At 69.9% G+C, this 24,478-nt stretch carries 28 protein-coding genes and 1 pseudogene; 14 read left to right on the top strand and 15 right to left on the bottom strand.

The features are described 5' to 3' along the window. The first annotated feature begins 128 nt into the window (after nucleotides 1-128). The 3 genes from OG625_RS21110 to OG625_RS21100 all read left to right on the top strand — a co-directional run bounded on the left by OG625_RS21110 (nucleotide 129) and on the right by OG625_RS21100 (nucleotide 3,874). The gene (locus OG625_RS21110) at nucleotides 129-1,574 is read left to right on the top strand and encodes a SulP family inorganic anion transporter (RefSeq protein WP_443067744.1); all 1,446 of its coding nucleotides are present in this window, start codon (nucleotides 129-131) and stop codon (nucleotides 1,572-1,574) included. A 131-nt stretch (nucleotides 1,575-1,705) separates the two neighbouring features. Continuing rightward, nucleotides 1,706-2,899 carry an NAD(P)/FAD-dependent oxidoreductase gene (locus OG625_RS21105; protein ID WP_329383307.1) on the top strand — a complete coding sequence of 398 codons (1,194 nt, stop codon included), beginning with the start codon at nucleotides 1,706-1,708 and terminating at the stop codon, nucleotides 2,897-2,899. A gap of 18 nt (nucleotides 2,900-2,917) precedes the next feature. After that, complete coding sequence (locus OG625_RS21100) at nucleotides 2,918-3,874, top strand: sigma-70 family RNA polymerase sigma factor (RefSeq protein ID WP_329383303.1); 957 nt, start codon at nucleotides 2,918-2,920, stop codon at nucleotides 3,872-3,874. Nucleotides 3,875-3,947: 73 nt separating this feature from the next. Here OG625_RS21100 and OG625_RS21095 read toward each other — a convergent pair whose 3' ends face one another. The 3 genes from OG625_RS21095 to OG625_RS21085 all read right to left on the bottom strand — a co-directional run bounded on the left by OG625_RS21095 (nucleotide 3,948) and on the right by OG625_RS21085 (nucleotide 6,439). After that, nucleotides 3,948-4,289 carry a TfoX/Sxy family protein gene (locus OG625_RS21095; protein ID WP_329383300.1) on the bottom strand — a complete coding sequence of 114 codons (342 nt, stop codon included), beginning with the start codon at nucleotides 4,287-4,289 and terminating at the stop codon, nucleotides 3,948-3,950. 72 nt (nucleotides 4,290-4,361) lie between these two features. Beyond that, nucleotides 4,362-5,885: a flotillin family protein gene (locus tag OG625_RS21090; protein ID WP_329383297.1), complete on the bottom strand. Its 1,524-nt coding sequence runs from the start codon at nucleotides 5,883-5,885 to the stop codon at nucleotides 4,362-4,364. A gap of 38 nt (nucleotides 5,886-5,923) precedes the next feature. Next, entirely contained in the window at nucleotides 5,924-6,439 is a 516-nt protein-coding gene (locus OG625_RS21085) for an NfeD family protein (protein ID WP_329383294.1), read from the bottom strand. 269 nt (nucleotides 6,440-6,708) lie between these two features. On the opposite strand from OG625_RS21085, the gene OG625_RS21080 reads away from it, so the two are divergent. After that, entirely contained in the window at nucleotides 6,709-7,305 is a 597-nt protein-coding gene (locus OG625_RS21080; protein WP_329383291.1) for a TetR/AcrR family transcriptional regulator, read from the top strand. 39 nt (nucleotides 7,306-7,344) lie between these two features. Continuing rightward, nucleotides 7,345-7,632, top strand: coding sequence for a YciI family protein (locus tag OG625_RS21075; RefSeq protein ID WP_329383287.1), 288 nt, complete (start codon nucleotides 7,345-7,347; stop codon nucleotides 7,630-7,632). A gap of 104 nt (nucleotides 7,633-7,736) precedes the next feature. Here the strand turns inward: OG625_RS21075 and OG625_RS21070 are convergent, their stop codons facing one another. Next, nucleotides 7,737-8,291 (bottom strand): carboxymuconolactone decarboxylase family protein, encoded by a 555-nt coding sequence (locus OG625_RS21070; protein ID WP_329383284.1) that lies wholly within the window; start codon nucleotides 8,289-8,291, stop codon nucleotides 7,737-7,739. Nucleotides 8,292-8,397: 106 nt separating this feature from the next. On the opposite strand from OG625_RS21070, the gene OG625_RS21065 reads away from it, so the two are divergent. Continuing rightward, nucleotides 8,398-9,015 carry a TetR/AcrR family transcriptional regulator gene (locus tag OG625_RS21065; RefSeq protein ID WP_329383281.1) on the top strand — a complete coding sequence of 206 codons (618 nt, stop codon included), beginning with the start codon at nucleotides 8,398-8,400 and terminating at the stop codon, nucleotides 9,013-9,015. Here OG625_RS21065 and OG625_RS21060 read toward each other — a convergent pair. Further along, nucleotides 9,012-9,575, bottom strand: a complete 564-nt coding sequence (locus OG625_RS21060) for a TetR/AcrR family transcriptional regulator (protein WP_329383278.1) — start codon at nucleotides 9,573-9,575, stop codon at nucleotides 9,012-9,014. The genes OG625_RS21065 and OG625_RS21060 overlap by 4 nt on opposite strands. Nucleotides 9,576-9,717: 142 nt before the next feature. On the opposite strand from OG625_RS21060, the gene OG625_RS21055 reads away from it, so the two are divergent. After that, nucleotides 9,718-10,134 carry a tautomerase family protein gene (locus OG625_RS21055; protein WP_329383275.1) on the top strand — a complete coding sequence of 139 codons (417 nt, stop codon included), beginning with the start codon at nucleotides 9,718-9,720 and terminating at the stop codon, nucleotides 10,132-10,134. A gap of 17 nt (nucleotides 10,135-10,151) precedes the next feature. Here the strand turns inward: OG625_RS21055 and OG625_RS21050 are convergent, their stop codons facing one another. Then, complete coding sequence (locus tag OG625_RS21050; RefSeq protein WP_329383272.1) at nucleotides 10,152-10,370, bottom strand: hypothetical protein; 219 nt, start codon at nucleotides 10,368-10,370, stop codon at nucleotides 10,152-10,154. Between the two features lie 6 nt (nucleotides 10,371-10,376). Further along, on the bottom strand, nucleotides 10,377-10,694 hold the full coding sequence (locus tag OG625_RS21045) for a hypothetical protein (protein WP_329383270.1): 318 nt from the start codon (nucleotides 10,692-10,694) through the stop codon (nucleotides 10,377-10,379). 203 nt (nucleotides 10,695-10,897) lie between these two features. Between OG625_RS21045 and OG625_RS21040 the strand changes: the two genes are divergently transcribed. The 5 genes and pseudogenes from OG625_RS21040 (at nucleotide 10,898) to OG625_RS21020 (ending at nucleotide 14,150) form a co-directional block, all read left to right on the top strand. Beyond that, on the top strand, nucleotides 10,898-12,157 hold the full coding sequence (locus OG625_RS21040) for a cation:proton antiporter (RefSeq protein ID WP_329383268.1): 1,260 nt from the start codon (nucleotides 10,898-10,900) through the stop codon (nucleotides 12,155-12,157). Next, complete coding sequence (locus tag OG625_RS21035; RefSeq protein ID WP_329383265.1) at nucleotides 12,144-12,290, top strand: hypothetical protein; 147 nt, start codon at nucleotides 12,144-12,146, stop codon at nucleotides 12,288-12,290. The genes OG625_RS21040 and OG625_RS21035 overlap by 14 nt, the downstream gene beginning before the upstream one ends. A 36-nt stretch (nucleotides 12,291-12,326) precedes the next feature. Beyond that, a complete protein-coding gene (locus OG625_RS21030; protein ID WP_329383262.1) occupies nucleotides 12,327-12,611 on the top strand; it encodes a CBS domain-containing protein in 285 nt (94 codons plus the stop codon). Continuing rightward, nucleotides 12,608-13,907, top strand: a pseudogene (locus OG625_RS21025) (SLC13 family permease). Before OG625_RS21030 ends, OG625_RS21025 begins: the two are co-directional and overlap by 4 nt. Nucleotides 13,908-13,931: 24 nt before the next feature. Then, nucleotides 13,932-14,150 (top strand): hypothetical protein, encoded by a 219-nt coding sequence (locus OG625_RS21020; RefSeq protein ID WP_329383260.1) that lies wholly within the window; start codon nucleotides 13,932-13,934, stop codon nucleotides 14,148-14,150. Between the two features lie 20 nt (nucleotides 14,151-14,170). Here the strand turns inward: OG625_RS21020 and OG625_RS21015 are convergent, their stop codons facing one another. The 4 genes from OG625_RS21015 to OG625_RS21000 all read right to left on the bottom strand — a co-directional run bounded on the left by OG625_RS21015 (nucleotide 14,171) and on the right by OG625_RS21000 (nucleotide 17,880). Continuing rightward, nucleotides 14,171-15,232 carry a PucR family transcriptional regulator gene (locus OG625_RS21015; protein ID WP_329383258.1) on the bottom strand — a complete coding sequence of 354 codons (1,062 nt, stop codon included), beginning with the start codon at nucleotides 15,230-15,232 and terminating at the stop codon, nucleotides 14,171-14,173. Nucleotides 15,233-15,470: 238 nt separating this feature from the next. Next, on the bottom strand, nucleotides 15,471-16,040 hold the full coding sequence (locus tag OG625_RS21010) for a DM13 domain-containing protein (RefSeq protein WP_329383256.1): 570 nt from the start codon (nucleotides 16,038-16,040) through the stop codon (nucleotides 15,471-15,473). Between the two features lie 111 nt (nucleotides 16,041-16,151). Then, nucleotides 16,152-16,328, bottom strand: coding sequence for a hypothetical protein (locus OG625_RS21005; protein ID WP_329383253.1), 177 nt, complete (start codon nucleotides 16,326-16,328; stop codon nucleotides 16,152-16,154). Between the two features lie 91 nt (nucleotides 16,329-16,419). Next, nucleotides 16,420-17,880 carry a vanadium-dependent haloperoxidase gene (locus tag OG625_RS21000; RefSeq protein WP_329383251.1) on the bottom strand — a complete coding sequence of 487 codons (1,461 nt, stop codon included), beginning with the start codon at nucleotides 17,878-17,880 and terminating at the stop codon, nucleotides 16,420-16,422. Between the two features lie 382 nt (nucleotides 17,881-18,262). Between OG625_RS21000 and OG625_RS20995 the strand changes: the two genes are divergently transcribed. Continuing rightward, nucleotides 18,263-18,919 (top strand): class I SAM-dependent methyltransferase, encoded by a 657-nt coding sequence (locus tag OG625_RS20995; protein ID WP_329383248.1) that lies wholly within the window; start codon nucleotides 18,263-18,265, stop codon nucleotides 18,917-18,919. Here the strand turns inward: OG625_RS20995 and OG625_RS20990 are convergent. Together OG625_RS20990 and OG625_RS20985 are read right to left on the bottom strand one after the other, a co-directional pair. Next, nucleotides 18,889-19,407, bottom strand: a complete 519-nt coding sequence (locus OG625_RS20990; protein ID WP_329383245.1) for a hypothetical protein — start codon at nucleotides 19,405-19,407, stop codon at nucleotides 18,889-18,891. The genes OG625_RS20995 and OG625_RS20990 overlap by 31 nt on opposite strands. Next, on the bottom strand, nucleotides 19,404-20,669 hold the full coding sequence (locus OG625_RS20985; protein WP_329390826.1) for a molybdopterin-dependent oxidoreductase: 1,266 nt from the start codon (nucleotides 20,667-20,669) through the stop codon (nucleotides 19,404-19,406). Before OG625_RS20985 ends, OG625_RS20990 begins: the two co-directional genes overlap by 4 nt. A gap of 525 nt (nucleotides 20,670-21,194) precedes the next feature. Between OG625_RS20985 and OG625_RS20980 the strand changes: the two genes are divergently transcribed. After that, a complete protein-coding gene (locus OG625_RS20980; protein ID WP_329381168.1) occupies nucleotides 21,195-22,397 on the top strand; it encodes an IS110 family transposase in 1,203 nt (400 codons plus the stop codon). Nucleotides 22,398-22,434: 37 nt separating this feature from the next. On the opposite strand, the gene OG625_RS20975 is transcribed toward OG625_RS20980, so the two are convergent. Both OG625_RS20975 and OG625_RS20970 read right to left on the bottom strand, forming a co-directional pair. Next, the gene (locus OG625_RS20975) at nucleotides 22,435-23,946 is read right to left on the bottom strand and encodes a tyrosine-type recombinase/integrase (RefSeq protein WP_329383242.1); all 1,512 of its coding nucleotides are present in this window, start codon (nucleotides 23,944-23,946) and stop codon (nucleotides 22,435-22,437) included. A gap of 27 nt (nucleotides 23,947-23,973) precedes the next feature. Next, nucleotides 23,974-24,345, bottom strand: coding sequence for a DNA-binding protein (locus OG625_RS20970; protein WP_329383239.1), 372 nt, complete (start codon nucleotides 24,343-24,345; stop codon nucleotides 23,974-23,976). Between the last annotated feature and the right edge of the window lie 133 nt (nucleotides 24,346-24,478).

Here is a 24,478-nt window from a genome sequence, read left to right as displayed (position 1 = left end):
TCTTCTCCGCGCGCCCGCCTGCCGGTTGGGGTGCGCCCGAGCCTGAGGTCCGTGCCGTCTTGTCTTCCTCCTCCGTCTCCAGCCCCTCGCGCCCGCGCGGCCTTCGTCGGCCGGCGCGGCCCGCCTGGATGTCACCGAAGGTGTTCCGCACCGAGGTGCTCGGCGGTCTGGTGGTCGCACTCGCGCTGATCCCCGAGGCGATCTCCTTCTCGGTCATCGCCGGAGTCGACCCGGCAATCGGCCTCTTCTCGTCCTTCACCATGGCCGTGGCGATCTCGGTCGTCGGCGGGCGCCCGGCGATGATCTCCGCCGCCACGGGGGCGGTGGCGCTCGTGATCGCTCCGCTCAACCGGGAGCACGGCCTGGGCTACCTGATCGCTGCCGTGATCCTCGGCGGCGTCTTCCAGATCGTGCTCGGGGCGCTCGGGGTCGCGAAGCTGATCCGCTTCATACCCCGCTCGGTGATGGTCGGCTTCGTCAACTCCCTCGCCATCCTCGTCTTCATGGCCCAGGTCCCCGAGATGCGGAACGTGCCGTGGGCCGTCTACCCGCTGCTCGCCGGCGGGCTCGGGCTGATGGTGTTCTTCCCCAAGGTCACCAAGGTGGTACCGGCTCCGCTGGTGTCCATCGTCGTCCTCACCGCGATCACGGTGGCCGCGGGGATCGCGGTGCCGACCGTCGGGGACAAGGGCGCCCTGCCGTCCTCACTGCCCGTGCCCGGTCTGCCGGACGTGCCGTTCACCCTGGACACCCTCACGCTCATCGCCCCGTACGCCCTGGCCATGGCGGTGGTCGGGCTGATGGAGTCGCTGATGACGGCGAAGCTCGTCGACGAGATCACCGACACCCGGTCGAGCAAGACGCGCGAGTCCGTGGGCCAGGGCGTCGCGAACATCGTCACCGGGTTCTTCGGCGGCATGGGCGGCTGCGCGATGATCGGCCAGACAATGATCAATGTGAAGGTCTCGGGCGCCCGGACCCGGCTGTCGACCTTCCTCGCGGGCGCGTTCCTCATGGTGCTGTGCATCGTCTTCGGGCCCGTCGTCTCCCGGATCCCGATGGCGGCCCTCGTCGCCGTCATGGTCATGGTCTGCTTCGCCACCTTCGACTGGCACTCCATCGCCCCGAAGACGCTCCGGCGCATGCCCGCCGGGGAGATCACCGTCATGGTGCTGACCGTCGCCTGCGTGGTCGCCACCCACAACCTCGCCGTCGGCGTCGTCGCCGGGTCGGTCACCGCGATGGTCATCTTCGCCAAGCGCGTCGCGCACCTCGCGAACGTCACCTCCGTCCTCGATCCGGACGGCGGCCAGGTCGTGTACTGCGTGACCGGCGAGCTGTTCTTCGCCTCCTCGAACGACCTCGTCGAGCAGTTCGACTACGCCGGCGACCCCGACCAGGTGGTCATCGACCTCTCCGCGGCCCACATCTGGGACGCATCCTCCGTGGCTGCCCTCGACGCGATCGAGCACCGGTACGCCCAGCGCGGCAAGCACGTGGAGATCACCGGCCTGAACGACCCCAGCGCCCACCTGCACGGGAAGCTCAGCGGCGAACTCGCCGGCGGGAGCTGAGGATCGGGCCTTAAGGCAGCCGAGCGGACCCCCCTAGGCTCCGTGACCCACGTCACATGCTGTTCCTGTCAGGAATCGGGGGCCTGTCCCGCTCAACTCCCCGAGAGCAAGCGAACCGACAGGAGCAGCACATGAAGCACCGCATCGTCGTCCTCGGTGCCGGCTATGCCGGAGCCTACGTGGCCGGCAACCTGGCCCGCCGGCTGTCCCCGGCGGACATCGAGATCACCGTCGTCAACGCCGAGCCGGACTTCGTCGAGCGGCTGCGGCTGCACCAGCTCGCGGCCGGCCAGGAGATCGAGACCCAGAAGCTCGTCGATATCTTCGCGGGCACCCCAATTCGGCTGCGCCTCGCCCGGGTCATCGCCCTCGACCCCGAGCGCCAGGTCGTCACCGTGGCCGACGCCGACGGGGAACTCGGCTACGACACGCTTCTCTACGCCCTCGGCAGCCACGGTGACGACAGGGGCGTCCCCGGCGCGGCCGAGCACGCCTTCGACGTCGCCTCCCGCCCCTCGGCGTTGCGCCTGCGCGATCGCCTGGACAGCCTGGAGGAGCAGGGCGAAGGCGGGAACGTGCTGGTCGTCGGCGACGGGCTGACCGGCATCGAGACGGCTACCGAGATCGCCGAGTCCCGGCCCGGCCTGTCGGTGACGCTGGTCGGCCGCGGCGAGCTCGGCACCCAGCTTTCCGCCGGAGCCCGCAGCCACCTGCGCCAGGCCTGCGACCGGCTGGGCATCACCGTCCTGGAACACACCAGCGTCGAATCCGTCGAAGCAACGCGAGTGCTGTGCACCGACGGCACCTCCCTGGCGTCCGACGCAACCGTGTGGACGGTCGGGTTCGCGGTCGCCCCCATCGCTGCTGCTGCAGGGCTGGAGGTCACTGACAACGGCCGGATCCTCGTCGATCGCACCATGCGCTCGCTTTCGCACCCGAACGTCTACGCCGTCGGCGACAGCGTCTTCACGATCGGCGAGAACGGCCTGCCGCTGCCGATGTCCTGTGCGTCGGCCGGCTACACCGGCATGCAGGCCATGAAGGCCATCGTGGGACACCTCACCGGCAGCAAGATCGGACACGTCAAGCTGGACTACCCGGGCAACCACATCAGCCTCGGGCGGCAGGACGGAATCCTGCAGATGGTCGACCACGAGGCGCAGGCGAAGCCCAAGTACATGGGCGGCCGCAAGGCCGCACGGATCAAGGCGGGCATCCTCAAGATGTCGCTGTGGACCAACTCGCACCCGACCTTCTGCATGCCCACGCGCAAGCGCCACCTGACCGCCGCCCAGCACTCCCCCGCCGAGAAGGCAGTCGCGTAGCCGCCTAGGGTGGCCCGCATGGACAGCATTGCCGTGGACCGCTTCGACACCAGCCGTTTCGAGGCCAGCCGGAACCGGCTGGCCTCGCTGGCGTACCGGCTGTTGGGCTCCGCCGCAGACGCCCAAGACATCGTGCAGGACGCGTTCTTGCACTGGCAGGCCGCCGACCGGCAGCAGATCAAGGTGCCCGAGGCCTGGCTGACCAAGGTCGCCACCAACCTGTGCCTCGACCGGCTCCGCTCGGCACAGGCCCGCCGCGAACGCACCGCCGGGGCCTGGTTCCCCGAACTGCTCCTCGACGGCGACCCGATGCTCGGCCCGGCCGACACCTTCGAGCAGCGCGAATCGGTCTCCCTGGCCATGCTGACCGTCATGGAACGCCTCTCACCCGTCGAACGGGCCGTCTACATCCTGCGCGAAGCGTTCTCCTACGGCCACGCCGAGATCGCCGAGATCCTCGACATCACCGAGTCCGCGAGCCAGCAACACCTCCACCGCGCCCGGACCCGCATCACCGCCACGCGCCGCCGCGGCGGCAGCGAAGTCGACCCCGCGACCGCGCGCAGGATCATCGAGGAATTCCTGACCGCTGCCACCTCGGGCCGCACCGAACGGCTGGTGGCACTGCTCACCGACGACGTGATCGCGCTCTCCGACGGCGCCGGCCTGGCCGAGAAGCTGCTGCGGTACGACACTCCGCAGCGCGTCGCCGCCGTCATGCGGGGCGGCTTCAAGCCCACGCCGGCGAAGCGACGCCTCGCCGGCGGCGCGCCCGCCCTCCACTACGCGCTCGTCAACGGCGCCCCCGCCATCCTCTTCGTCCTCGGCGACCAGGTCCTGGGCGCCGTCACCTTCGACGTCACCGACGACAAGATCGCAGCCGTGCGCGGCATCGCCGCCCCCGCCCGCCTCATCCGCCTCACCGAAGCCTGGCAGCAGCACGAACCAGAGACAGCGCTCATCAGCGAGTGGTGACCCGACACCGACCGCGACCAGCCGCAGAACACGGACGGCGCTCAAGCCCCGGCTGGAGGACTCAGGATGGCCCTCACTTGGGCGGGAGGGTTTCGGCGAACGCCAGCGCCGTCGTGATCCAGACTTCCGGGACGGGGTCCTCCGCCAGGGCCGGCCCGCCGACCGTCACCCAGCCGCGCATCGGGCGTCCGGTGAAGTCCATGGGGCGCGCCTCCCAGCGGGCGAGGGCCGCCTCGGCCGCCTCCGGACCCACGCGGGCGATGAGCTCGTCGCCGACCACGCCGACGGTCATGTTGCCGCGCAGCAGGAAGCTAAGACCGCCGAACATCCGCTTCTCGGTGAGGGCGGGCCGGTCGCCCGGCGGGTTGCCGAGACGCTCCCGGATCCGCTGGGCCAGACCTTCGTCGTACGCCACGGAACCATTCTCCCGCCGCGCCGTGAGGCCCGCTGCTTGGCAGCGGGCCTCACGGGTGGTGTCACCAGTCGGTCAGCCGGTGATCTCGATCTTCCCGTTCAGGGCGGGCGTCTCCGGTGCGGCGGAAGCCTTCGGAGCGGTGAGGCCCTTCAGGAGCTGGGCCAGGTCGACGCCGGTGGTGGAGCTCAGGAGCTCCATGCCCTGGGCGACGTTGTCGGTGACCGTACGGGAGAGCTTGCTCGCACCGTCGGTGGAGATGACGGTCATCTTGTCGATGGCGGCGAGGGGCTCGGCGGCCTTGGCCACGACCTGGGGCAGGGCCTCGACCATCATCTGGATCATGGCCGCGTCGCCGTACGTCTCGAAGGCCTCCGCCTTCTTCTGCATCGCCTCCGCCTCGGCCGATCCCTTGGCCAGGATGGCGGCGGCCTCCGCGTCGCCCTCCAGGCGTACGGCTTCCGCGATCGCGGCACGCCGGGCGCGCTCGGCCTCGCCGCGCTTGGCGCCCTCGATGGCCTCGGCCTCGGCCAGGGCTGAGCGGCGCTGCTTCTCGCCCTCACCCGTGAGCCGGGCGCGCTCCGCCTCGCCCTGGGCGGCGGCGATGGCCGCGAGGCGTTCGGCTTCGGCCTGCTTGACGCGGGCCACGCGCTTGGCCTCGGCCTCCTGCTCGGCCTCGTAGCGGCGGGCGTCGGCGGGCTTGCGGACCTGGGTGTCGAGCTGGCGGTCGGTCAGGGCGGCCTGGCGCTCGGCGACCTTCTCCTGCTCGGCGAGGATCTGCTGCTGGCGGTCGGCCTCGGCGAGCGGGCCGGCAGCGTTGGCCTGGGCGGCCGCCGCGTCGGTCTCGGCCTTGATCTCCGCCTGGCGCAGGTACAGGGTGCGCTCGGCGACGGCGATCTCCTCCTCCGCCTTGAGGCGGGCCTGCTCGGCGGCGCGGCGGGAGTTGGCCTCGGCTATGTCGGCTTCCTGCTTGGCGCGTGCGGCTTCGGGACGGCCGAGGTCTTCGAGGTAGGAGCCCTCGGTGGTGATGTCCTGGATCTGGAAGGCGTCCAGGACCAGGCCCTGCCCGGACAGGCTGGCCTCGGCCTCCTCGGCGACCTGCCCCGCGAAGGCGGCACGGTCACGGATGATGTCCTCCACGGACATGCGGCCGACGATCGCGCGCAGGGCGCCCGAGAGGACTTCCTGGGTGAAGCCGACGATGCCGTCCTGCTGCTGGAGGAACCGCTGGGCGGCGGCCCGGATGGCGTCCTCGTTGCCGCCGACCTTGACGATCGCGACGCCTTCGAGGTTGGCCTTGATGCCGCGCAGGGTGACCGCGCCACGTACGGCGATCGGGATGTGACGGCTGGACAGGTCGAGCGTATAGCGCTGCTGCACGAAGGGGACGACGAAGACCCCGCCGCCGACCACGACCTTCTGTCCGGTGGTGTCGGTGGATATCCGGCCGGTCTCCGGGTCGGTGGACTTCTTGCCGCGCCGGCCGGTGATGATGAACGCCTCGCTGGGCCCGGCGACCTTGTAGCGCGTGACGACGACCAGGGCGAGCAGGACGAGGAGTACGACCACCCCCACGATGGCGGTGACGACAGGGCTCATGACACAACTCCCGTAGAGCAGATGGAAGAAAGGATTCGTCAGCGCTCGACGGCGCGGACGCTGACCGAGGTGGACGACGGGACCGCCGTCACCCACACCTCGGCGCCCCGGGGCAGCGGGCCGCCCTCGGTGATTGCGGAGTACTTGACCGGCTGGCCGGCCAGCCGGACCAGGACCTCGCCGTAACCGCCGTCCGCGGGGATGGCCGTGACCACTGTCCCGGCCGACCCCACGAGGTCGTCCTGGCGCGGGGCGTCACCGCTGCCGTCCCGGAGCAGGGCCCGGCTGAGCCGGTACGTCGCCCAGCCGGCCCCCGTACCGGCGAGCGCTCCGGCGGTGGCCGCCGCCCCCGGCCCGAGTCCGGTGGACCCGAGCACGATCGCCCCCGTGAAACCGAGCATCGAGACGAAGCCCGCGACCACCGGAAGCGACAACCACCCGTCGAACAGCCCGTCCAGGGCGCCGTCGAAGACGCCCTCCAGCACCCCGTCGAACACCAGCGAGCAGACCAGCAGGACGATCCCTGCGATGCCGAGACCTAGAAACAAGCCCATGAGCACCTCCCCTGTCTGACCGGTGTTCTCGCCGGACACCGGCATCCTGCCACCGGGTACGGCCCTCGCACATTGCCTGCCACCGGCAATCTTTACGCGCCTTTGACGCAGGCGGTCCGGTCCGCGCACCACTGTGCCGGACTCGTCGACGAAGCCCGGGGCGCCACTGAATCACTCCACCTTGACGCCGCCTAGGACACTTGTCCTAGAGTGGCATCCGCGACTAGGGCGCTTGCACTAGGACTGGCTGAGGGCTGTGGGGTTGCGCGTTGGCTGGGAACACGGGTACGCGAGCGCAGATCGTCGATGCAGCGAACCGGCTCTTCTACGAGCAGGGTTTCGAGCACGCCTCGTTCGCGGCGATCGCCGCGGCGGTGGGCATCTCGCGGGGCAACTTCTACCACCACTTCAAGACCAAGGACGAGATCCTCGGCGCGGTCATCGAGGCCCGGCTCCAGAGCACTCGCGCGATGCTCGCGGAGTGGGGCCGAGACGAGCCGGGTCCCGCTGAGCGGGTGCGACGGTTCGTGGAGATCGTCATCACCAACCGTGCGGACATCCAGAACTACGGCTGCCCGGTCGGAACCCTCACGACCGAACTCGCCAAGCTCGGTCATCCTTCACGCCCCCAGGCCGTCGCCGTCTTCGACCTGTTCCGGACGTGGCTTCGGGAACAGTTCGAGGAACTCGGATGGACGGTCGAAGCCGACGATTTCGCGCTGCACGTCCTGGCCTTCAGCCAAGGCGTGGCCACGCTGTCCAACGCCTTCCACGACGGCCAGTTCGTGCAGCGGGAGGTCGATCGCCTCCATGACTGGCTCGACGAGCGCATCGCGGATCGGCTGTCACCGAGCTCCCACCCCTGAGCCGACCTACCACACCACCAGCAAACCGAAGGAGATTCCGTGTTCGTCGTCCTGCTCCGCTTTGCGGCCAACAAGAGCCAGGCTCCCGATCACACGGCAGGCCATCAGGCATGGATCCAGCAAGGCATGGAGGACGGGATCTTCCTGCTCATCGGAGGCATACAGCCCGGCCAGGGCGGCGCCGTGCTGGCCCACAACACGACGCTCGACGACCTGCAGCAGCGCGTAGCGGCCGATCCGTTCGTCGCCCACGAGGTCGTCTCGGCCGAGATCATCGAGATCGCCCCGAACCTCACTGATCCACGGCTGTCGTTCCTGGCGGGCTGAACCCGTGACCGTGTGAATCGCCCGCGGCGCCGAAAGGATGGTGGAACCCGCACCGCCCGGGCCGCACCGGCTCCGCCGATCGGCGCCGCCGGGCAGTCCGGGGATCAGACGGCAGCGCGGGCGTACGGCGTCACGAGCGGCCATTCGACGTCGACGTCGAGGGCCTCGTTGACGTAGTTGGTGAAGATGTTCCGGACGGTGTTGGCGATCACCTCGACGATCTCCTCGTCCGTCAGCCCGGCCTCACGGGCCGCCGCGAAGGCCTCGTCGCCGATCCGGCCCCGGTTCTCCGATATCGCGACCGCGAGTCGCAGTACGGCGGCGGCCTTCGGGTCGGAACTGGTGCCCTGCCGGGCGGCCTCGATCTCCTCCTCGGGGAGCTGGGCGACGTTGCGGGAGACCATCGTGTGGGCGGACAGACAGTAGCTGCAGCCGTTGAGCTCGGCCACCGCGAGGGCGATCCGCTCCTGCATGCCGGCGGAGAGCACGCCGTCCTTCAGTGCGCCAAAGAGTCCGAGGAAGCCCTTGAGGGCGGCCGGGCTGTGGGCCATCGCCTTGGCCATGTTCGGGACTACACCCAATGTGGCCTGGGTGGCAGCGAGTTGTTCGGCGGCGTTGCCGGTCGCGGTGGCCGGGTCGATGAGGTGCACGCGGGACATGGAGGCTCCTTGCAGTCAGATCGAACAGACCTGTTCGTTCGATGCGATCAAGCTAAGGACGCCTGCCTGCGTTGTCAAACAGATCTGTCTGTTCGATACTTGGGGCATGGGAATGAAGGCAGGGACCCTGCCGGTACGGGAACGGCTGCTCGCCACCGCGGACGCGCTGTTCTACGCCGAAGGCATCCACGCGGTTGGAATCGATCGCGTCATCGCCGAGAGCCGCGTTTCGAAGTCCTCCATGTACGTCCACTTCCGGACCAAGGAAGACCTGGTGGAGGCCTACCTCCGAGGTCGTAGCGGTCGCTGGCGGACGCATGTGGCGCAGGAGGTGGCGGTAAGGACGCAGGATCCGCTGACCAGAGTCCTGACGGTCTTCGACGTCTTCCACGAGGCGTTCCAGGACCCCGGCTTCCGGGGTTGCCCGTTCACCAACGCCGCAGCCGAGTACCCCCATCACGAGGGCATCCGGGCCGCCATCGCCGACGACCGCACCTGGCTTCCCGCCCTGTTCACCCGCCTGCTGGGACCGCTCGGGGCCGGCGAGGACGGCACCCTGGTCGCCTCACTTGTCCAGTTGTGCGACGGAGCCATCACGTCGGCATACCTGGATCACTCCCCTGCCGCCGCCCTGACCGCGCGGTCAACCGCCGAGCTCCTGCTGGCCGCACACCTGCGCACGGAAACCGCTGTGGAGGCGGAGGCCACCTCCGGGGCCGGTTAGACCTTCGCGTCGAACAGGGGCAAGGCGGCACGGACCGCACGGTCGAAGGGGGCCGTACCGCCTGCCGCGCGGCTGAGTACCTGGGCCCCTTCGAGCAGACTGATCAGCAGGGCTGCCTTGTCCTCGGCGTCCTCGTGCGAGAGTCCGGATTCGGCGAGGGCCTCCGCCAGCCGTCCGGACCAAGAGGCGAATGCGGTGGCCGCCACCCGGCACAGCTCGTGGCCGCTCCCGTCCGCCGACAGGGTCACAGCGGCAATGGCGCACCCGCTGCCGCGGGTTGACGCCTCGACGACCGGGCGGGCGAAGTCGACGAACGCCTCCGCGACCGCCCGGGGCGTGGAGCCGGAGAGTTCGGCCATGTGAGCCAGGACATCGCGGCCGTGCTGGGCCGCCGCCTCTGCCGCCAGCTGACCCTTTCCCCCCGGGAAGTGGTGGTAGATCGCCCCACGTGCCGCACCGCTTCGGGCGAGCACATCGGTGAACGACATCCCCTCCAGACCGCGCTGCTGCAACGCGACGACTGCGGCGGCAACCATCCGCTCCCGCGTGTCCTTCGCCATGCCCGGCCACCCTTCTCCCTTGACTAGGACGGCCATCCTAATGCAGAGTGCGGAGAGTAGTACGGACGTACTAGCTAACAATTGGCCATCGCCGCACCACTTCGACAGAGACCGTTTTCCTCAGACAGGGAGCACACCCTCCATGCCGATCACCGTCACAGCGCCGCGCGGAACCCTCACAGCCACCGGTGAACGCGAGATTCTCCCCCGGCTCACCGCCGCACTCATCGAGGCGAGCGGGCTGACCGGCAACCGCTTCTTCAGCCCCATGGTCGGAGGAACCGTGCACGTCCTCTCGCCCGAAGACATCTACGCCGGGGGCGTCAACCGCCCGGTGGTCATGATCGAGCTGAAGCTGCCCAACATCGGCCTGGGCACTCCGCAGGCCCGCGCCGCGTTCATCGCGAACGCGACGGACATCGCCACATCACTCACGGTCGACGGCCATGACAGGGAGGACATCTGGGTCAACATCGTCAACGCCCCGGACGGCGGTTGGGGAATCGGCGGGCGCGCCTACACCGGCGACCAGCTCGTCGCTGCGATCAGCCAGGGTTAGGCGTTCTGCCCGCGGGTTCAGTGGGTCCTCGCACCTTGCACTCCCGAGCCCAGCATGACCAGGCCGGTCGTGAGGGCGGAGAGGCCGACGATCAGGAGCGGGACGCCCGAGCCTGCAAACGTCTTGAGGGCGGCCCCCGCCAGAGCGGCGGGGCCGCCCACCGTCACGAGGACGAGGGCGAGGCGGAACTCTGTGAGGTGCCGTCGGACCCAGGAGCGGACGCTGTTGCCGAGCACGGCCGGTCAGCCGCCGATCTCTGTAGTGGCGCGCCGGCCGGTCCAAGCGACACGGGCGAGGCAGGCGACGGCCGCACCGCTGAATGCCATACCGGCCGCGGTGCACGCGGTGACCACGGCTGCGGACGCGTCCAGCATGCGGGGGATGGCGTTGAGCGCCGCGAGGGCATAGAGGCACAGGAGCGCGTAGGCGTACGAGCGGGCTGTGGCCCGCGAGGTGAACTGCCGCGGGGTCCAGCCGGCGAGGATCAGCACGGGGAGTGGGAGCAGGAGCAGGGTCGCCGCTGCCAGGGCGATGGCGTGGTACGCCGGGTTGCCGTTCATGGGTACCTCTCTGGTGCGGACGCCCACGATGGAGGGACTCCGCGTGGCACGTTCATGCCGGATCCCGGCAACAACCGGCGCCCGCCGCTGCCGTCAGAGACCCGTTAAAGACACGTAAGGATTGTATAAAGTAGCCGGTGGTGTGCCGGGAAGCCTGGTCGGCGAACAGGGGACAACTCTCTTCGCAGATCGGGGCTACTGCCATGGTGCTCGTCGCTGTCTTCGGTGCGGCTCTGCTGATCGCGGTGCTGCTCTCCGGGCTTGCCGCCCGCACGGTGCTGTCGACATCCCTTCTCTTCCTGCTCGGCGGGGCCCTCGTCAGTGACGGGTTCCTCGGGCTGGTCCACATTACGGCCGACAGCGAGATCGTCTCCGTCACCGCCGACCTCGCGCTCTTCTCCGTGCTGTTCACCGATGGCATGCACGTCTCCTTCCCGAAGCTGCGCCAGAGCTGGAAGAACCCGGCCCGGGCCCTGGGGCTGGGAATGCCGCTGGCGATGGCGGGGATGGCCCTGATCACCCACTACCTGGTGGGGCTGGACTGGACGACCTCGTTCCTGGTGGGCGCCGTGCTCGCGCCGACGGACCCGGTGTTCGCCTCGGCGATCGTGGGGCGCCGGGAGGTCCCGGCGAAGCTGCGGCAGCTGCTGAACGTGGAGAGCGGCATCAACGACGGTCTTGCCCTGCCCGTCGTACTCGTCCTGATCGCCGCGGCCGGCCCGACCTCCGGGCGGACCCAGGCATCCATCGGGGAGATCGCCCTGGAGCTCGGAATGGGGCTGGCCTTCGGCGCCGTGCTTCCGCTCGGGGTCGCGGCTCTGGTGCGGCTCCGGCTGCTGGGGGCGGAGCCGAAGCTTCAGCCGCTGCTGCCGCTGGCCACCGGGATCATCCTGTACGCGGCCTGCCACCTCACCCACGCCAACCCGTACCTGGCCGCGTTCTCCGCGGGTGCCGTGCTGGCCTCCGTGTCGCCCGACGCCAAGACGGTGTTCGAGCCGCTCGGCGAGGCGCTGGCGGAGCTGGCGAAGTTCGCCGCACTGCTGGTCTTCGGAGCCCTGCTGACGCCGCAGCTGTTCGGTGAGCTGTCGGTGGGCGGGTACGTGGCGGTGGTGCTGGCGATCGTGCTGATCCGGCCCGCTTCGCTGCTGGTGTCGCTGCTGGGCGCCAGGGTCGAGCAGCGGGAGAAGCTGGTCGCCGCATGGTTCGGCCCGAAGGGCTTCGCTTCCGTGGTCTACGGGCTGCTGGTGCTCCAGGCCGGAATCCCGCAGGGCGAGGCCGCGTACACGCTGATCGCGGTCTGCATCGCCTTCTCGATCATCGCCCACAGCAGCACCGACGTACCGATCGCCCGGATGTTCCACGTCGACGACCTCGCCGAGCTCCCCGACCGCCGGCCCGCGACCCCCGCCGTCCCCAGCCCGCACAGTACAACCGACCAGGAGAGGCACCATGCCAGCCCGTGATCTCGCCGAGCCCTACCCCCATGTGACGACCGACGACCAGGCCGTCGATGCCGTACGGCTGGTGGCCGAGCAGAACCTGCCCGCGCTCCTCGTCCTGGACACCGACGGCACCCCGTACGCCCTCGTGCCCTGATCCCAGCTGGTACGGCAGCTGGTGCCGGAGTACGTGATGGAAGACCCGCTACTGGCCGCCGTCATCGACGAACGGCACGCCGACGCCCTGGCCGAGGAGCTGGTGGGCAAGACCGTTGCCGAGTGGCTGCCCCGGCGGAGCTTCAAGCCGCTGTACGTCGGCCCGGACGCCGGGACGCTCCAGATCGCGGCCGTCATGGCCCGCTCCCATGTCCCGCTGGTCGCGGTGCTGGAACGGGAGGGCGAGGGGAACCGGCTGGTCGGGGTGGTCTCGGCCGCACGGCTCATGCGGCACCTGCTCGACGTGGGCGGGCAGGCGTGAGCAACTGGCAGAGCTGGGCCGCCGTCGCCGTCTTCGCCGGCACCTACCTCCTGATCATCACCGAGTGGGTGCACCGCGTCGCGGCGGCCCTGGGCGGCGCGGCACTCATGCTGGCCATCGGCGCGACCGATTGACGTGTCAGCGTTCCACTCGGCTGAGACCGGCATCGACTGGAACGTCATCTTCCTGCTGCTCGGCATGATGGTGATCGTCGGCATACTGAAGCGGACCGGGCTCTTCGAATACCTGGCGATCTGGTCGGTGAAGAGAGCAAGAGCCCGCCCGTTCCGTGTGATGACCATGCTGGTCGTCATCACCGCGGTGGCCTCCGCCCTGCTGGACAACGTCACGACCGTGCTGCTGGTCGCCCCCGTCACCCTGCTGGTGTGCGACCGGCTGCGGCTGCCCGCCGCACCCTTCCTGATCGCCGAGGTCTTCGCCTCCAACATCGGCGGCACCGCCACCCTCGTCGGCGACCCGCCCAACATCATCATCGCCAGCCGCGCCGGCCTCACCTTCAACGACTTCCTCGTCCACCTCGCCCCCCTGTGCGCGGTGCTGATAATCGTCCTGGTGCTGCTGTGCCGGGTGATGTTCGCCAAGCACTTCGTCTACGACGAGAAGCGCGCCGCCGAGCTGATGGAACTGCGCGAACGTGAGGCGATCACCGACCCGCGGCTGCTCGCCCAGGGTCTGGGCATCCTCGTCCTGGTCGTCGCAGGATTCGTCCTGCACCCTGTACTCCACTACGAGCCCAGCGTCGTCGCCCTGCTCGGCGCCGGCCTGCTCGTGGCGATCTCCAAGGTCGAGACGGGCGAGGTGCTCGGCGAGGTGGAATGGCCCACCCTCGCCTTCTTCGCCGGACTGTTCGTCATGGTCGGCGCCCTCATCGAGACCGGCGTGATCGGCACCCTCGCCGACTCCCTGGCGGATGCCATCGGCGGCGCGGAACTCGGCGGTTCCATGCTGCTGCTGGGCGGCTCCGCCGTCCTGTCCGGCATCGTGGACAACATCCCGTACGTGGCCACCATGGCCCCCGTCACCGACCAGTTGGTCACCGACATGGGCGGCGACCCCGACCACGTGCTGTGGTGGGCGCTCGCCCTCGGCGCCGACCTCGGCGGCAACGCCACCGCCATCGGCGCCTCCGCCAACGTCGTCGTCCTCGGCATCGCCGAACGCAACCGCACCCCCATCACCTTCTGGCAGTTCACCAAGTACGGCCTCGTCGTCACCGCCGTGACGGTCGCCGTGGCCGCCGTGTACCTGTGGCTGCGCTACTTCGCCCTGGCCTGAGCACCGAGAAGGAGCCTGATCCGCATGACCGCCAACCGGCTCACCCAAACCAAGGAGCCCACCTCGATAGCCCTCTGGTGGGGCGCGCTCACCGTGATCCTGTGGGGCATATCCGCCCTCGCCGGCCGAGAAGCCTCCCCCGTAGCCTGCGCCGCGAGCGCGGCTCTTCTGGCGGCCATCGGGGAGATCGGAGACCGGCTGCGGCGTCGCCGCCGTCGGTCACGACGTACCACCGCCGAATAGCGCCCCCGGCACGGCTGTGCTCAGGACCCGGTGCCCGGCCAGCCCAGGAGGCGGGCGCCGATCACCGCGGTCTGCAGGGTGTAGCGGTGCTGGGGGTCGGCGGGGTCGGCCCGGGTGAGGGTGTGGATGCGTTCCAGCCGGTACGTCAGGGCCCGTACGCTCAGCGAGAGGCGGCGGGCCGCCTCGGTGGCGACGCAGCCGCTGTCGAAGTACGCGGCCAGGGTGTCCAGCAGCGGCCCGGCGCCGCCGCGGGCCTGGCGCAGGGGGCCGAGCATGCTCTCCACCAGGTCGGCCATGGCCTGCCGGTCGCGGGTGAGGACCGGGTAGACCAGCAGGTCGGCGGCGTGCAGCACCGGGCCTTCCAGGCGCATCCGCTCGGCGAGGTCGAGCGCGTTGAGGGCTTCCTCGTACGAGTGGACGACGCCGCCCGCGCCCGGGTGGGAGCGGCCGATGGCGACGCGGCCGCCGTCGGTGGCCGCGTACGCCCGCTTGGCGAAGTAGGCCAGTACGTCGGGCTGGTCGCCGGGGGCCACGCAGACGAGCCGGCCGTCCTTGGTGGCCAGAAGGATCTTCCGGTTGCCGAACCGGGCGAGGACCGCTCCCTCGATCCCTCGGGCCACCGGGTAGCCGTCACCGTACGGCTCGGGCCCGGCGGCGACGGCGACCGCATGGGCCTGGGAGAGCCGCAGGCCGAAGCGCTCGGCGCGCTCCGCGAGGCGGCCCAGGTCGCTGCGGCCGTACAGGAGGTCGTCGATGAACTCCCGGCGCGCGGCCTCCTCCTGGCGGACCGCGTGGTGCTGGGCCCGTTCGTAGCCCTCGGCGAAGGCGTCCACCGCCTGCTCCACCACTGCCAGCAAGGAGCCCACCGCGCCGGAGGCCAATCGGGGCTGGATCTCCTGGGCCGCGGCGAGGTGTTCCCGTATCAGCCCGCGCAACGGCAGTCCGGCCTCCGCCGCCCGCTCGCCGTGCGTACGGCGGGACTCCAGCTCGGCTCGGGTCAGCCGACGGCCCGTGGCGCATGCATCCAGCAGGATCTCGGCATACCCCGCCACATGATTCTCTGGTGCTTTCCGGTCTGCCACGGCCGTCCCCCGATCCTGACGCGCCCCTGATGAGTCCTTGGCGCGGGGACCAGGGTGACACGCGCCGCACGGGGAGCCGCCATCGGCATCAAGACGCCGTAAAGACTGCCGGTCACCGGCAATGCGCCGTCGCGTCCCGGACGGGCAGGATCAGTGCACGGGGGGAATGCCGACACCACCCGGATGCCGAACCGCGGAAGCGGGGGGGCGGCATCCGGGTCGGTGACGGGTATCCCTGTCAGGCGGTCTTGAGGGCTGCTGCGCCGAAGGAGACGTCGAAGCGGTCGCACCAGATGGTGACGCTGCTGTAGTCGGCGAGGTTCACGTCGGCCGGGATCTCGTAGTTCTGGTCGCCCTTGTTGCCCTTGAGCTTGCCCAGGCTGACGTACTTGCCGTCGTCGAAGACGCTCCAGCCGGCCTCGCCCTCCTTGACGGGGGCATCGGTGAGCCAGACCCGCAGGTCCGGGCCGTTGCTGGTGTCCAGGTTCTCCAGGCGCAGGGTGTGCGAGCCGTCCGCGAGCCGGACGAGTTTCACCGTGCCGGTGGTGGTGTGCTCGTGGCTGATCAGGGTGCCCTGCGCGATGGTCTGCGGGCCGGCCGCGACGGGCGGCGCGGTGGACGCGGCAGCCGACGGCACTGGGCTCGGCGCCCCTGCGGCGGGCGCGGCGGACGGCAACGCCTCGTGGACGGTGTCGTCCTGCCAGAGCTTCCACGGCTGGAACCAGTACAGCCCGGCGCCCAGCAGCACCACAGCCGCGATCACCGCACCGAGCACGATCCTGCCGCGCCGCCCTCTGTCTGCCGTCACCGAAGCCTCTTCCTCACGAGTGTGTAGCCCGCATTCAAGCGTGCCGGACCGCGCGGATGCCAGACCGGACCGGATGACGGAATGCTTACGTCCTGCCGGCAGGTCCTGAGGTCAGCGGTGTCGAGCAGCCACCCACACGGGGGCGCCTGCCGCGAGCACGAAAGCCCCGAGAGCGAGCAGCGGCAAGCCCGGGCCGGGCAGCAGGTACATCGCCGCTCCGGCAGCGGTCAGGACCGCGCCGAAGACGATGAGCGGCGAGAGCGGCCCGGTCCGGGAACGGCGGATCATGAGCGTGGCTCCTGGCAGGGACGGAGAAGCGGGTGGCTCCAGCCTCCCACGCCGCGGGGCGGGGGTACAGGACCCCGCCCCGCGGCGGGCGTCACAAGGTGCGGAGCTTGGTGGTGAAGACCTGTTCGGCGACCTTGTCGCCGAGGATCAGGCCGTCGGTGGCGTCCCACGGGTAGTGGACGCCGAGCCAGACGCGGCTGTCGGCGTCCTCCTTGGCGGCGGCGCTGAAGCTGGTGAAGTGGCGCTGCTTGACGGGGGCGTTCGGCTCGTCGGTGGTGAGATCGAAAGCGATGTTATCCGTCTTGAAGTAGCGCTTCATGATGCCCGCCCAGGCCGCGCCGAAGGAGGCGTGGCCGGAGACGTAGGCGGGGAAGCACGGGTTGACGTTGACCCCGTCCTTGTTCTTCAGGAGGGGCTTCCACTGGGGGTCGAGGCCGCCCTCGCGGATCGCGGAGACGGGCCGCCACAGGTCGATCGGGGTGGAGAACTTCGCATCGCGCACGGCTATGCCCGTGTCGGCGAGGGCGATCGAGACGAGCGCGAAGAGCTTCGCGTTGGCGTACGTGCTGAGCCCTCGGGCCTTGGAAACCTCCCGGGTGGCCTGGAGCATGTGCCCCGGGGGCTTGTACGTACCGTCGTTGTCGTTGGCCCAGAACCAAGCCGCGTTGAACTGGTCCGCGGTCCGGTTGATCACCGGTGTGGCGGCGGTGGGGGCGGCCGCGCCGGCCGTCCGGACGGCCTCGACCTGGGCCTTGTACTCGGGGCTCGCCACGAGGTTCTCGTACGTGCCGAACTGCGCGAGCGTGGTGGGACGGAACTGCGAGCCGGAGCTCAGCGAGAACGGCTTGACCTGGCCCCAGGCCGCGTTGACGGCATTGCCGTCCGTCGCGCACTTCGAGTCGGGCATGTCGGGATAGTTGCCCGTGGGCCGCCAGGCCCCCGGCCTGGTGTTCTCGCTCGTGTAGCTGGAGGCGTCATCCGAACCGTCATTGGCACGGAGGTTCATCATCTGGTTGACCATCCCGCTGACGATGGTGATGTCCAGAAGATCGCCGCTGGTCGGCTTGGTCCCGAACCGCTCCTCGAAGCGCTTGTCGAGGTAGGCCGTGAAGTCGGGGGCGTTCTTGTTCGGCCGGTTCACCCCGTAGAGGTTGAGCAGGATGTTGTACGCGGTGCGGCCGATGACGCGTTCCTCCTCGTCCGGCCCCTGGATCCAGCCCGCGTAGGCCTCCGCGTGGATGTAGGCCGCGGAGGTCATCGGGCCCTTCCACTTGGCCTGGTACGAGCTCTCCGCGTCGTAGATCGCGCCGTTCATCATCGCGGCCGCCCGCGCCATCGGGACCGGACCGCCCTCCACCTGACGGAAAACACCCTGGAGGACGTCGTTCCAGTAGTGCACCGGGTCGGCTATCGACTGCGTGGGCAGCGCCGCCTCGGCGGGGTGCGGGCTGGCGGCGAGGATGGAACCGGTGGCCGCCAGGACCACGCCGGCCGCCAGTGTGCGGCGCCAGATCGTACTGCGGGTTCTGGTGGTGCGGGTCTTTTCGGGCATGGCTCGACTCCCCCTGATCACAGGCATGTTGATCACCACGAGAGGTGGCGGCGCGATCATGGCCCAGGACGCGCCGCAACGCTTGTAAAAAGCGGCACGCAGTCGCGGAATGGCCGGTCCCGCCCGCATGGCGGCGCGATCCCCCTCCTGATCGAATCGCCTATGTCAGACCTTCGGACGGCTTCGGAGTCGGCCACGCCGAGGGACGTTGCCCGGCCTGAGCGCCAGCCCCCACCAGGGCCGCTCCCCGCGCTGAGCTGCGGTTCCCCGGGCGGGAGTACGAGCATCACCGGCTCCCCGTATATCTCTGGCCACGGTCCGTTCGGGTGGAATCGACCGCCCCCGGCAGACCCCGCGCGCCCTGTGTGGCGAGACATGGAGGATGACCGCCCAAGAGATCAAGGACTGGAACATCCGCCCCTATGCGGAAGCGATCCACGTGCAGCACGGTGACCTCTCCCTACGCGATGCCGAGGGCTGGTGCTTTCCCCTGGACCTGGAGCGGTGGTGTGCGCGGGCGGACTCCAGTGACCGGGCGGTACTCCGGCGCTGTCGGGGCCGCGTACTGGACATCGGCTGTGGTGCGGGACGGCTCGTCGAGGCGCTGGCCGGACGCGGGCGTTCGGTCCTGGGCATCGACGTCTGTCCGACCGCAGTGATCACGACGGTCTGCCGGGGCGGCACCGCCCTGCGCCGTTCGGTGTTCGAACCACTACCCGATGAGGGCCGGTGGGGAACGGCGCTGCTCATCGACGGGAACATCGGCATCGGCGGTGATCCGCGCAGGCTCCTGCTCCGGATCAGGGATCTGGTGCACGGCCAAGGGCTGCTCCTCGTGGAGACCGCTCCCCAGGATGTGGACGAGCGCCGCCGTGTCCGGATCCACGCGGGGCACCGGCCCGTGAGCGGCGTGTTCCCCTGGGCCGCTGTGGGTACCACCGCCTTGATCCGGCATGCACAGGCCTCGGGCTGGGCGGCGACCGAACGGTGGAGTACCGGCGGGGGCCGTCACTTCGTGGCCTTGCGCGCCTGCCTCTGAGCCCGTGCGGCTCGTCGTACCGCCCTCGTCCCGCGCCACGTCCGTACGAGGAGGACCACGGCCGATGCGGCGAAGAGGCCGGCGGTGATCAGAAGCCAGCGTGCGAGGAATCCGTCCGCCGGGAGGGCAGTGGATGCGGTGAAGTGGCCGACCTGGCGGAAGACCAGCGGCCACCAGACCAGCAGCAGGACCCCGGAGACGAAGGCCGGCACGCGGACGTAGTTGACGCTCGCCCTCGGCGCGGGCTTCCCGGCCCCGGCGGTGCGCTCGAAGAGGGCCTGCGCCGCCCGGTCGGTCACCGCGTACAGGGGCAGCAGCACCAGGTCGTGGAGGAGGGCGGCGCCGACGAACCACACGGCCACGCCGAGGGTGTCCCCCTTCAGGAAGCGCAGGCCGGCGTAGACGGCGAGGGCGAAGGAGGCGAGTACGAGGAGCAGGTGGAGCGGTGAGGCGCCGTAACGCCTGCGGAACGCGGTCGTGCTGCTCATGCCGGCTCTCCGAAAGTGAGGCGGGTGACCCACTTGGTGTTGTGGACCCCCGGGGCTCCGGGGACGATGATGCGGGCCGGGTACCCGTGGTCGTGGGAGAGGACGGCCCCGTTCACGCGCAGCGCGAGGAGCGAGCGGTGGTCCCGGGCCTGGTTGTCGCCGAGGACTACGGAGCTGAACGAGCCGCCCCGCTGCACGGACTGGACCAGTACCTGAGGGGTGCGTGTGCCGAGCCCGACGAGGGAGGCCAGGTCGGTGAGCCGTACGCCGCTCCAGTGCTGGTCGGGGGTCGACCAGCCTTCCACACAGGCGATCGGCAGCGCCGACTCGCTCTGTTTCATGGCCGCCAGCTGCTCGTACGTCAGGTCGACCTGACGGCCGGCGCCCCGTACGGTCAGCCGCCAGGCGGGTCCGATGTCGCTAGGCCGGATGCCGACCGAGGCGGCGGTTTTGTTGATCTGGAAGCCGTTCGGCCCGGAGCCCGGGTCCTGGCCGTGCGGCGCGAGCAGCGCCGTCTGCCGGAACCAACCGCCGACGCTCTGGCCGGCGGTCACCAGCAGCAGGGCGAGCGAGCCCAGCCCCACCATGCCCAGCGCGCCGCGCCGGGAGATGGTCGGGGCCTGCGGGTTCGGGGAGACCAACCCTGCCGCCGCATCGGTACCGGCGGCGGGTTCACCGAGACGGGTCCCGACCGCGCGGAGGGCTCTGGGCAGCCGGAAGGCCACGTGTACGACGAAGGCCCCGATGAACACCCAGGCCCCGTAGAAGTGCAGCGTGTAGAAGGAGCCCGGGAAGATGTAGTGCAGCTGGACGTTGAGGATGCCGGTGGCGAACTCGAACCCGGCGCCGCCCACCAGGAGCAGCAGCGACAGGCGCTCGATGCCGTGGCTGAGCGACCGTACGGGCGGCCACTCGAACAGCTTCGGGATCACCGACCACAGCTTCGCCAGCAGCACCGGCACGAGCACGATGCCGAGGACGACGTGCACGCCCTGGGTCACGCGGTAGAGCCAGTACGGCGAGGTGGGCCAGGAGAAGAGGTAGAAGCCGAGCCACCCCTTGTCGGGCGTCTGGTCGTTGACCGGCGCGAGGTCCGGGTTGTAGGCGGCGTACGACAACAGGCCCGTCACGAACAGGACGGTGATGCCGACCAGCAGGATCAGTCCGAAGACGGCGGTCAGCCACGGCCCCCGCAGCGGGCTGCGCCAGAACCCGGGGCGTGACGGGCCTGGCGGCGGCCCCGCCGCCACGGCGGAATCCACGGCCGTCCGCAACCGCGCCAGCGGACCGGGCCCGGCTTCGTCCGGGTCGGGCCCGGCAGACACGGGGGTAGGGAACGGCGCCCCGCCCTCCGGCGGGGCGGCCGGAGCCGGTGGCCTCTCCCCCTTGGGAGGCGGCATGTCACCGGACTGATTCCGCTCGCCGTCGCCCGCGTCCATCGGGACACCTCCGCGCATTCCTACATACCGGGGCTCATCAGGCACAAGCCTCCGAGGAGAACATCCCGCACGCGGACTTCAGCCGGCCCGTGACACGCCAAGCCCCCCCCCATTACCGTTTTGGTTGCCCCGCAACGGGGCGCCCGGCCTCTGGAGTTGGCATGACTTTCTCCCCCCTGTCGATCGCATGTCTTGGGGGGTGGTGTCACCGGCTCCGGAGGCATCGACAGACCGCTGATTAGGGGCATGACCACCGGCCTTTCCGCAGGTCGGGAGGCTCTTCGTAATGTGGATGTGGCGATCGGTGCCGTGGGACGGCCGGGCGAAGAGGACGACCGGAGGACGCACGTGATCGACATCAGCGGCATCGGCGCCTTCCTCGGCCTGGACGTCGGCAAGGGCGAACACCACGCCACCGCCGTCACCCCGGCCGGGAAGAAGGCCTTCGACAAGCGGCTGCCCAACAGCGAGCCCAAGCTCCGCGAGGTCTTCGGAAAACTCCAGGCCAAGCACGGGACCGTGCTGGTCGTGGTCGACCAGCCGGCCTCGATCGGCGCTCTGCCACTGGCGGTGGCCCGTGACTTGGGCTGCCCGGTGGCCTATCTGCCGGGGCTGACGATGAGGCGGATCGCCGATCTCTATCCAGGCGAGGCCAAGACCGATGCCCGCGACGCGTTCGTGATCGCGGACGCGGCCCGCGTCATGCCCCACACGCTCCGCTCGGTCGATCTCGAGGAAGAGACCATCGCCGAGTTGGAGATGATCGTCGGCTTCGACGACGACCTCGCCGGCGAAGCAACCCGGATCAGTAACCGCCTCCGCGGCCTTCTCACGCAGATCCATCCGTCGCTGGAACGGGTCCTGGGCCCGCGAGTGCAGCACCCGGCCGTGCTCAAGCTCCTCGACCAGTTCGGTTCTCCGGCCCAGATCCGCAAGGCCGGACGCCGTCGGCTCGTGACCTTGATACGTCCCAAGGCGCCGCGGATGGCCGAGCGGCTCGTCGAGGACATCTTCACCGCGCTGGACGAGCAGACCGTCGTCGTCCCGGGCACGGACGCGGCCGCATTGATCGTTCCCAGCCTCGCCAACTCTCTCCAGGCGGTGCTTGACCAGCGAAAACTCCTCGCCGCCCGGATCGAGGAAGTGCTGGAGAACCACCCTCTTTCCAAGGTCCTGACGTCCATGCCGGGAATCGGCGTCAGGACCGGAGCCCGCATTCTCATCGACGTCGGTGACGGCAGTTCGTTCCCGTCCGCGGCCCACCTCGCCGCCTACGCCGGTCTCGCCCCGACGACCCGCAGTTCCGGTTCGTCGATCCGGGGCGAGCAACCGTCCCGACGCGGAAACAAGCAGCTCAAACGGGCTTTCTTCCTCTCCGCGTTCGCCGCTCTCGCCGACCCGGTCTCCCGGGCCTACTACGACAAGAAGATCAACCAGGGCAAACACCACACCCAAGCCCTCCTCTGCCTCGCAAGACGACGAGCCGACGTCCTCTTCGCCATGCTCCGAGACGGCACCTTCTACGAACCCCAACCCGCCCCATCAGCTTGACCAAACTCATAGGGGCACCCCCCCCGCGTCCGGCGGGTCAGCGAGGACCTGCCGCCTTCAGGAGTCGGTCGACAACGGTGACCGGTGACTGCGGACTCATCTCCCGGCGAGCCTCCAGTGCCTCTTCCCACCGACCGGTCAGGCCTACGAGGAGCCGCCGGCGCATGCCGGGGGTCACGTGCGCGTAGCGGGCCGAGACCGAGCCGTCGATGTGGCCCATCCGCTCGTCCATGAGAACTTTCTCCGTCCCCAGGTCCTCCATGACCGTGCGGTGGGAGTGACGGAGACCGTGCGGCGTGAGGCCCTTCGCGATCGGAGTCCAGCAGGCGTCCGCGCGGCCCTGGGCGTTGCGACCCCGCACCGGAACGCCGGGCCAGGGGGCACCCAGCAGCGGCACCGGGCGTGCCTCCTGCGGGGCCTTCTTCGGGTACCAGCCAGTGGCGGACGGCTGAAAGAGCCAGGTGGCGAAGCCATTGCGCCGCCAGTGGGCGGCGTGCTCGCTCGGGACCCCACCACGCACGAAGCCAAGCTGGGTGATGGCGAGTTCCACACGGACGCGGGTGTCCTCCCGAACCCGGTCAGGATGGTTGAGCACGTTGGACACCGTGCCGGTGGAGACCTCGGCGCGGCGGGCCACGTCCACGAGCTTCGCCCCCTGGTGGCCGCCCGTGCGGGCGGTGCCCTGGCCCTGAAAGACGTACACCCTCCCGTGGCAGGGGCATGGACTCGGCTTCGTACGAGCGATGTGGTTGGCAACCAGGGCGGACAGCCAGTCCGGTGCGTCGATGGTGCGATAGCTGTCGTCCTTGGGCGGGCAGCGGACCAGCTCGCCGGAGTCGAGCTCGTACAGCTGCCATTCGACCCGGACCGAGCCCTGGCGGGCGAACTCCGTCTCCAGGCCGACGATTTCGCCCCAGCGCATGCCGGTGTACGCCTTGAGGACCACGGCGATGAACTCGTCGTCGCGACCCGAGAGCAGCGCTGCTCGCTCGGCTATGAGCAACACACCGAGCGCGTCGGTGACCACCTTTTCCGGCCCACGATCCCGGGAACGGCCCGCGCGCTTGCCGCGCCCGCGCCGCTTCGTCGCCGGATTGGACGTGATGAGTCCTTCGTCCACCGCGTCGGCCAGGATGAGGTGAAGGGTCGCGCGCCAGGTCTTGACGCTCGACGCGGCGTACTCGGACTTCTCCGCCTTCTCCCACCGGTCGACGTCGGATCGCAGGACGCCCCCGAGGGCCATGTCGCCGAACTCTGGGAGCAGGTGCTCCTCGATGTGGCGCCGATAGTTCTGCATGGTGGAGGCGGCCAGGTCCTGGTCGTCGTACCAGCGGCCGGCGTAATCGCCGAAGGTCTCCTGTCCGCGTGCCGGGTCCCGCCATTCACCGCGCCGTACGGTCACCTCTTCGGCGTCGGCGGCCTGCTTCGCCTCCCGTTTGGTGGCGAACTTGACCACCACGCCGGTGGTGTCCTGGACCGTGCCGTACTTGCCGTCGGCCAGCTTGTACCGGCCTCGCCAATAGGTGCTGCGCTTCTCCGCGTAGCCCACGTATCCCCCTCTCTGTCGTGGGCAGGTCTAGGCGGCGGTCCCGTAGCGGGCTTGGGCATCGAGGAGGCGCCGGGGCGGCCGGGCCTTCAGCCGGGTGCCGGGCAGGGACATGCCGGGGCCAGAAGCGGAACGGGCCTGCGGAGAGCCGGCCGTGCGCGCAGGAGCAGTCGGCTTGGCGGGGTGGGCGGCCTCTGCGGGCCGCTCCTCGTGGAGGCGGATGATCTCGGCCAGGTGGTCAGTGGTGAAGCGGTACGCGCCACCGACGTACGTGAACGGAATGAGGCGGCGACGCGCACGGTCGCGGACCCACCAAGCAGAGCAGCCGAGGGCGTTGGCGATCTCATCAGGACCGAACAGCCGCGGCAGGCCGGAGTCGGTCGGCGGCTTGCGCTTCGTCATCGCGCACCGCCTCGGGTGAGGGAGGCACGGGATATGGAGCAGTGGCACAACGAGGGTTGGTTTTGGCGCACGGGGACTCCTTCCCGCTGGAGCTGGCACTCCGGTGGCGGGATCGTGTGATGGGTGGTCATGC

It is taken from the genome of Streptomyces sp. NBC_01351, assembly GCF_036237315.1.
GTDB lineage: Bacteria > Actinomycetota > Actinomycetes > Streptomycetales > Streptomycetaceae > Streptomyces.
This window is presented reverse-complemented; position numbering and strand designations above follow the sequence as displayed.

Excerpts from the sequence above, each read along its gene's own strand:
- OG625_RS21110 (WP_443067744.1), top strand. The coding sequence starts at position 129 with ATGTCACCGAAGGTGTTCCGCACCGAGGTGCTCGGCGGTCTGGTGGTC.
- OG625_RS21105 (WP_329383307.1), top strand. The coding sequence starts at position 1,706 with ATGAAGCACCGCATCGTCGTCCTCGGTGCCGGCTATGCCGGAGCCTAC.
- OG625_RS21100 (WP_329383303.1), top strand. The coding sequence starts at position 2,918 with ATGGACAGCATTGCCGTGGACCGCTTCGACACCAGCCGTTTCGAGGCC.
- OG625_RS21090 (WP_329383297.1), bottom strand. The coding sequence starts at position 5,885 with ATGAGCCCTGTCGTCACCGCCATCGTGGGGGTGGTCGTACTCCTCGTC.
- OG625_RS21085 (WP_329383294.1), bottom strand. The coding sequence starts at position 6,439 with ATGGGCTTGTTTCTAGGTCTCGGCATCGCAGGGATCGTCCTGCTGGTC.
- OG625_RS21070 (WP_329383284.1), bottom strand. The coding sequence starts at position 8,291 with ATGTCCCGCGTGCACCTCATCGACCCGGCCACCGCGACCGGCAACGCC.
- OG625_RS21065 (WP_329383281.1), top strand. The coding sequence starts at position 8,398 with ATGGGAATGAAGGCAGGGACCCTGCCGGTACGGGAACGGCTGCTCGCC.
- OG625_RS21060 (WP_329383278.1), bottom strand. The coding sequence starts at position 9,575 with ATGGCGAAGGACACGCGGGAGCGGATGGTTGCCGCCGCAGTCGTCGCG.
- OG625_RS21055 (WP_329383275.1), top strand. The coding sequence starts at position 9,718 with ATGCCGATCACCGTCACAGCGCCGCGCGGAACCCTCACAGCCACCGGT.
- OG625_RS21045 (WP_329383270.1), bottom strand. The coding sequence starts at position 10,694 with ATGAACGGCAACCCGGCGTACCACGCCATCGCCCTGGCAGCGGCGACC.
- OG625_RS21040 (WP_329383268.1), top strand. The coding sequence starts at position 10,898 with ATGGTGCTCGTCGCTGTCTTCGGTGCGGCTCTGCTGATCGCGGTGCTG.
- OG625_RS21035 (WP_329383265.1), top strand. The coding sequence starts at position 12,144 with ATGCCAGCCCGTGATCTCGCCGAGCCCTACCCCCATGTGACGACCGAC.
- OG625_RS21030 (WP_329383262.1), top strand. The coding sequence starts at position 12,327 with ATGGAAGACCCGCTACTGGCCGCCGTCATCGACGAACGGCACGCCGAC.
- OG625_RS21020 (WP_329383260.1), top strand. The coding sequence starts at position 13,932 with ATGACCGCCAACCGGCTCACCCAAACCAAGGAGCCCACCTCGATAGCC.
- OG625_RS21005 (WP_329383253.1), bottom strand. The coding sequence starts at position 16,328 with ATGATCCGCCGTTCCCGGACCGGGCCGCTCTCGCCGCTCATCGTCTTC.
- OG625_RS21000 (WP_329383251.1), bottom strand. The coding sequence starts at position 17,880 with ATGCCCGAAAAGACCCGCACCACCAGAACCCGCAGTACGATCTGGCGC.
- OG625_RS20995 (WP_329383248.1), top strand. The coding sequence starts at position 18,263 with ATGACCGCCCAAGAGATCAAGGACTGGAACATCCGCCCCTATGCGGAA.
- OG625_RS20990 (WP_329383245.1), bottom strand. The coding sequence starts at position 19,407 with ATGAGCAGCACGACCGCGTTCCGCAGGCGTTACGGCGCCTCACCGCTC.
- OG625_RS20970 (WP_329383239.1), bottom strand. The coding sequence starts at position 24,345 with ATGACGAAGCGCAAGCCGCCGACCGACTCCGGCCTGCCGCGGCTGTTC.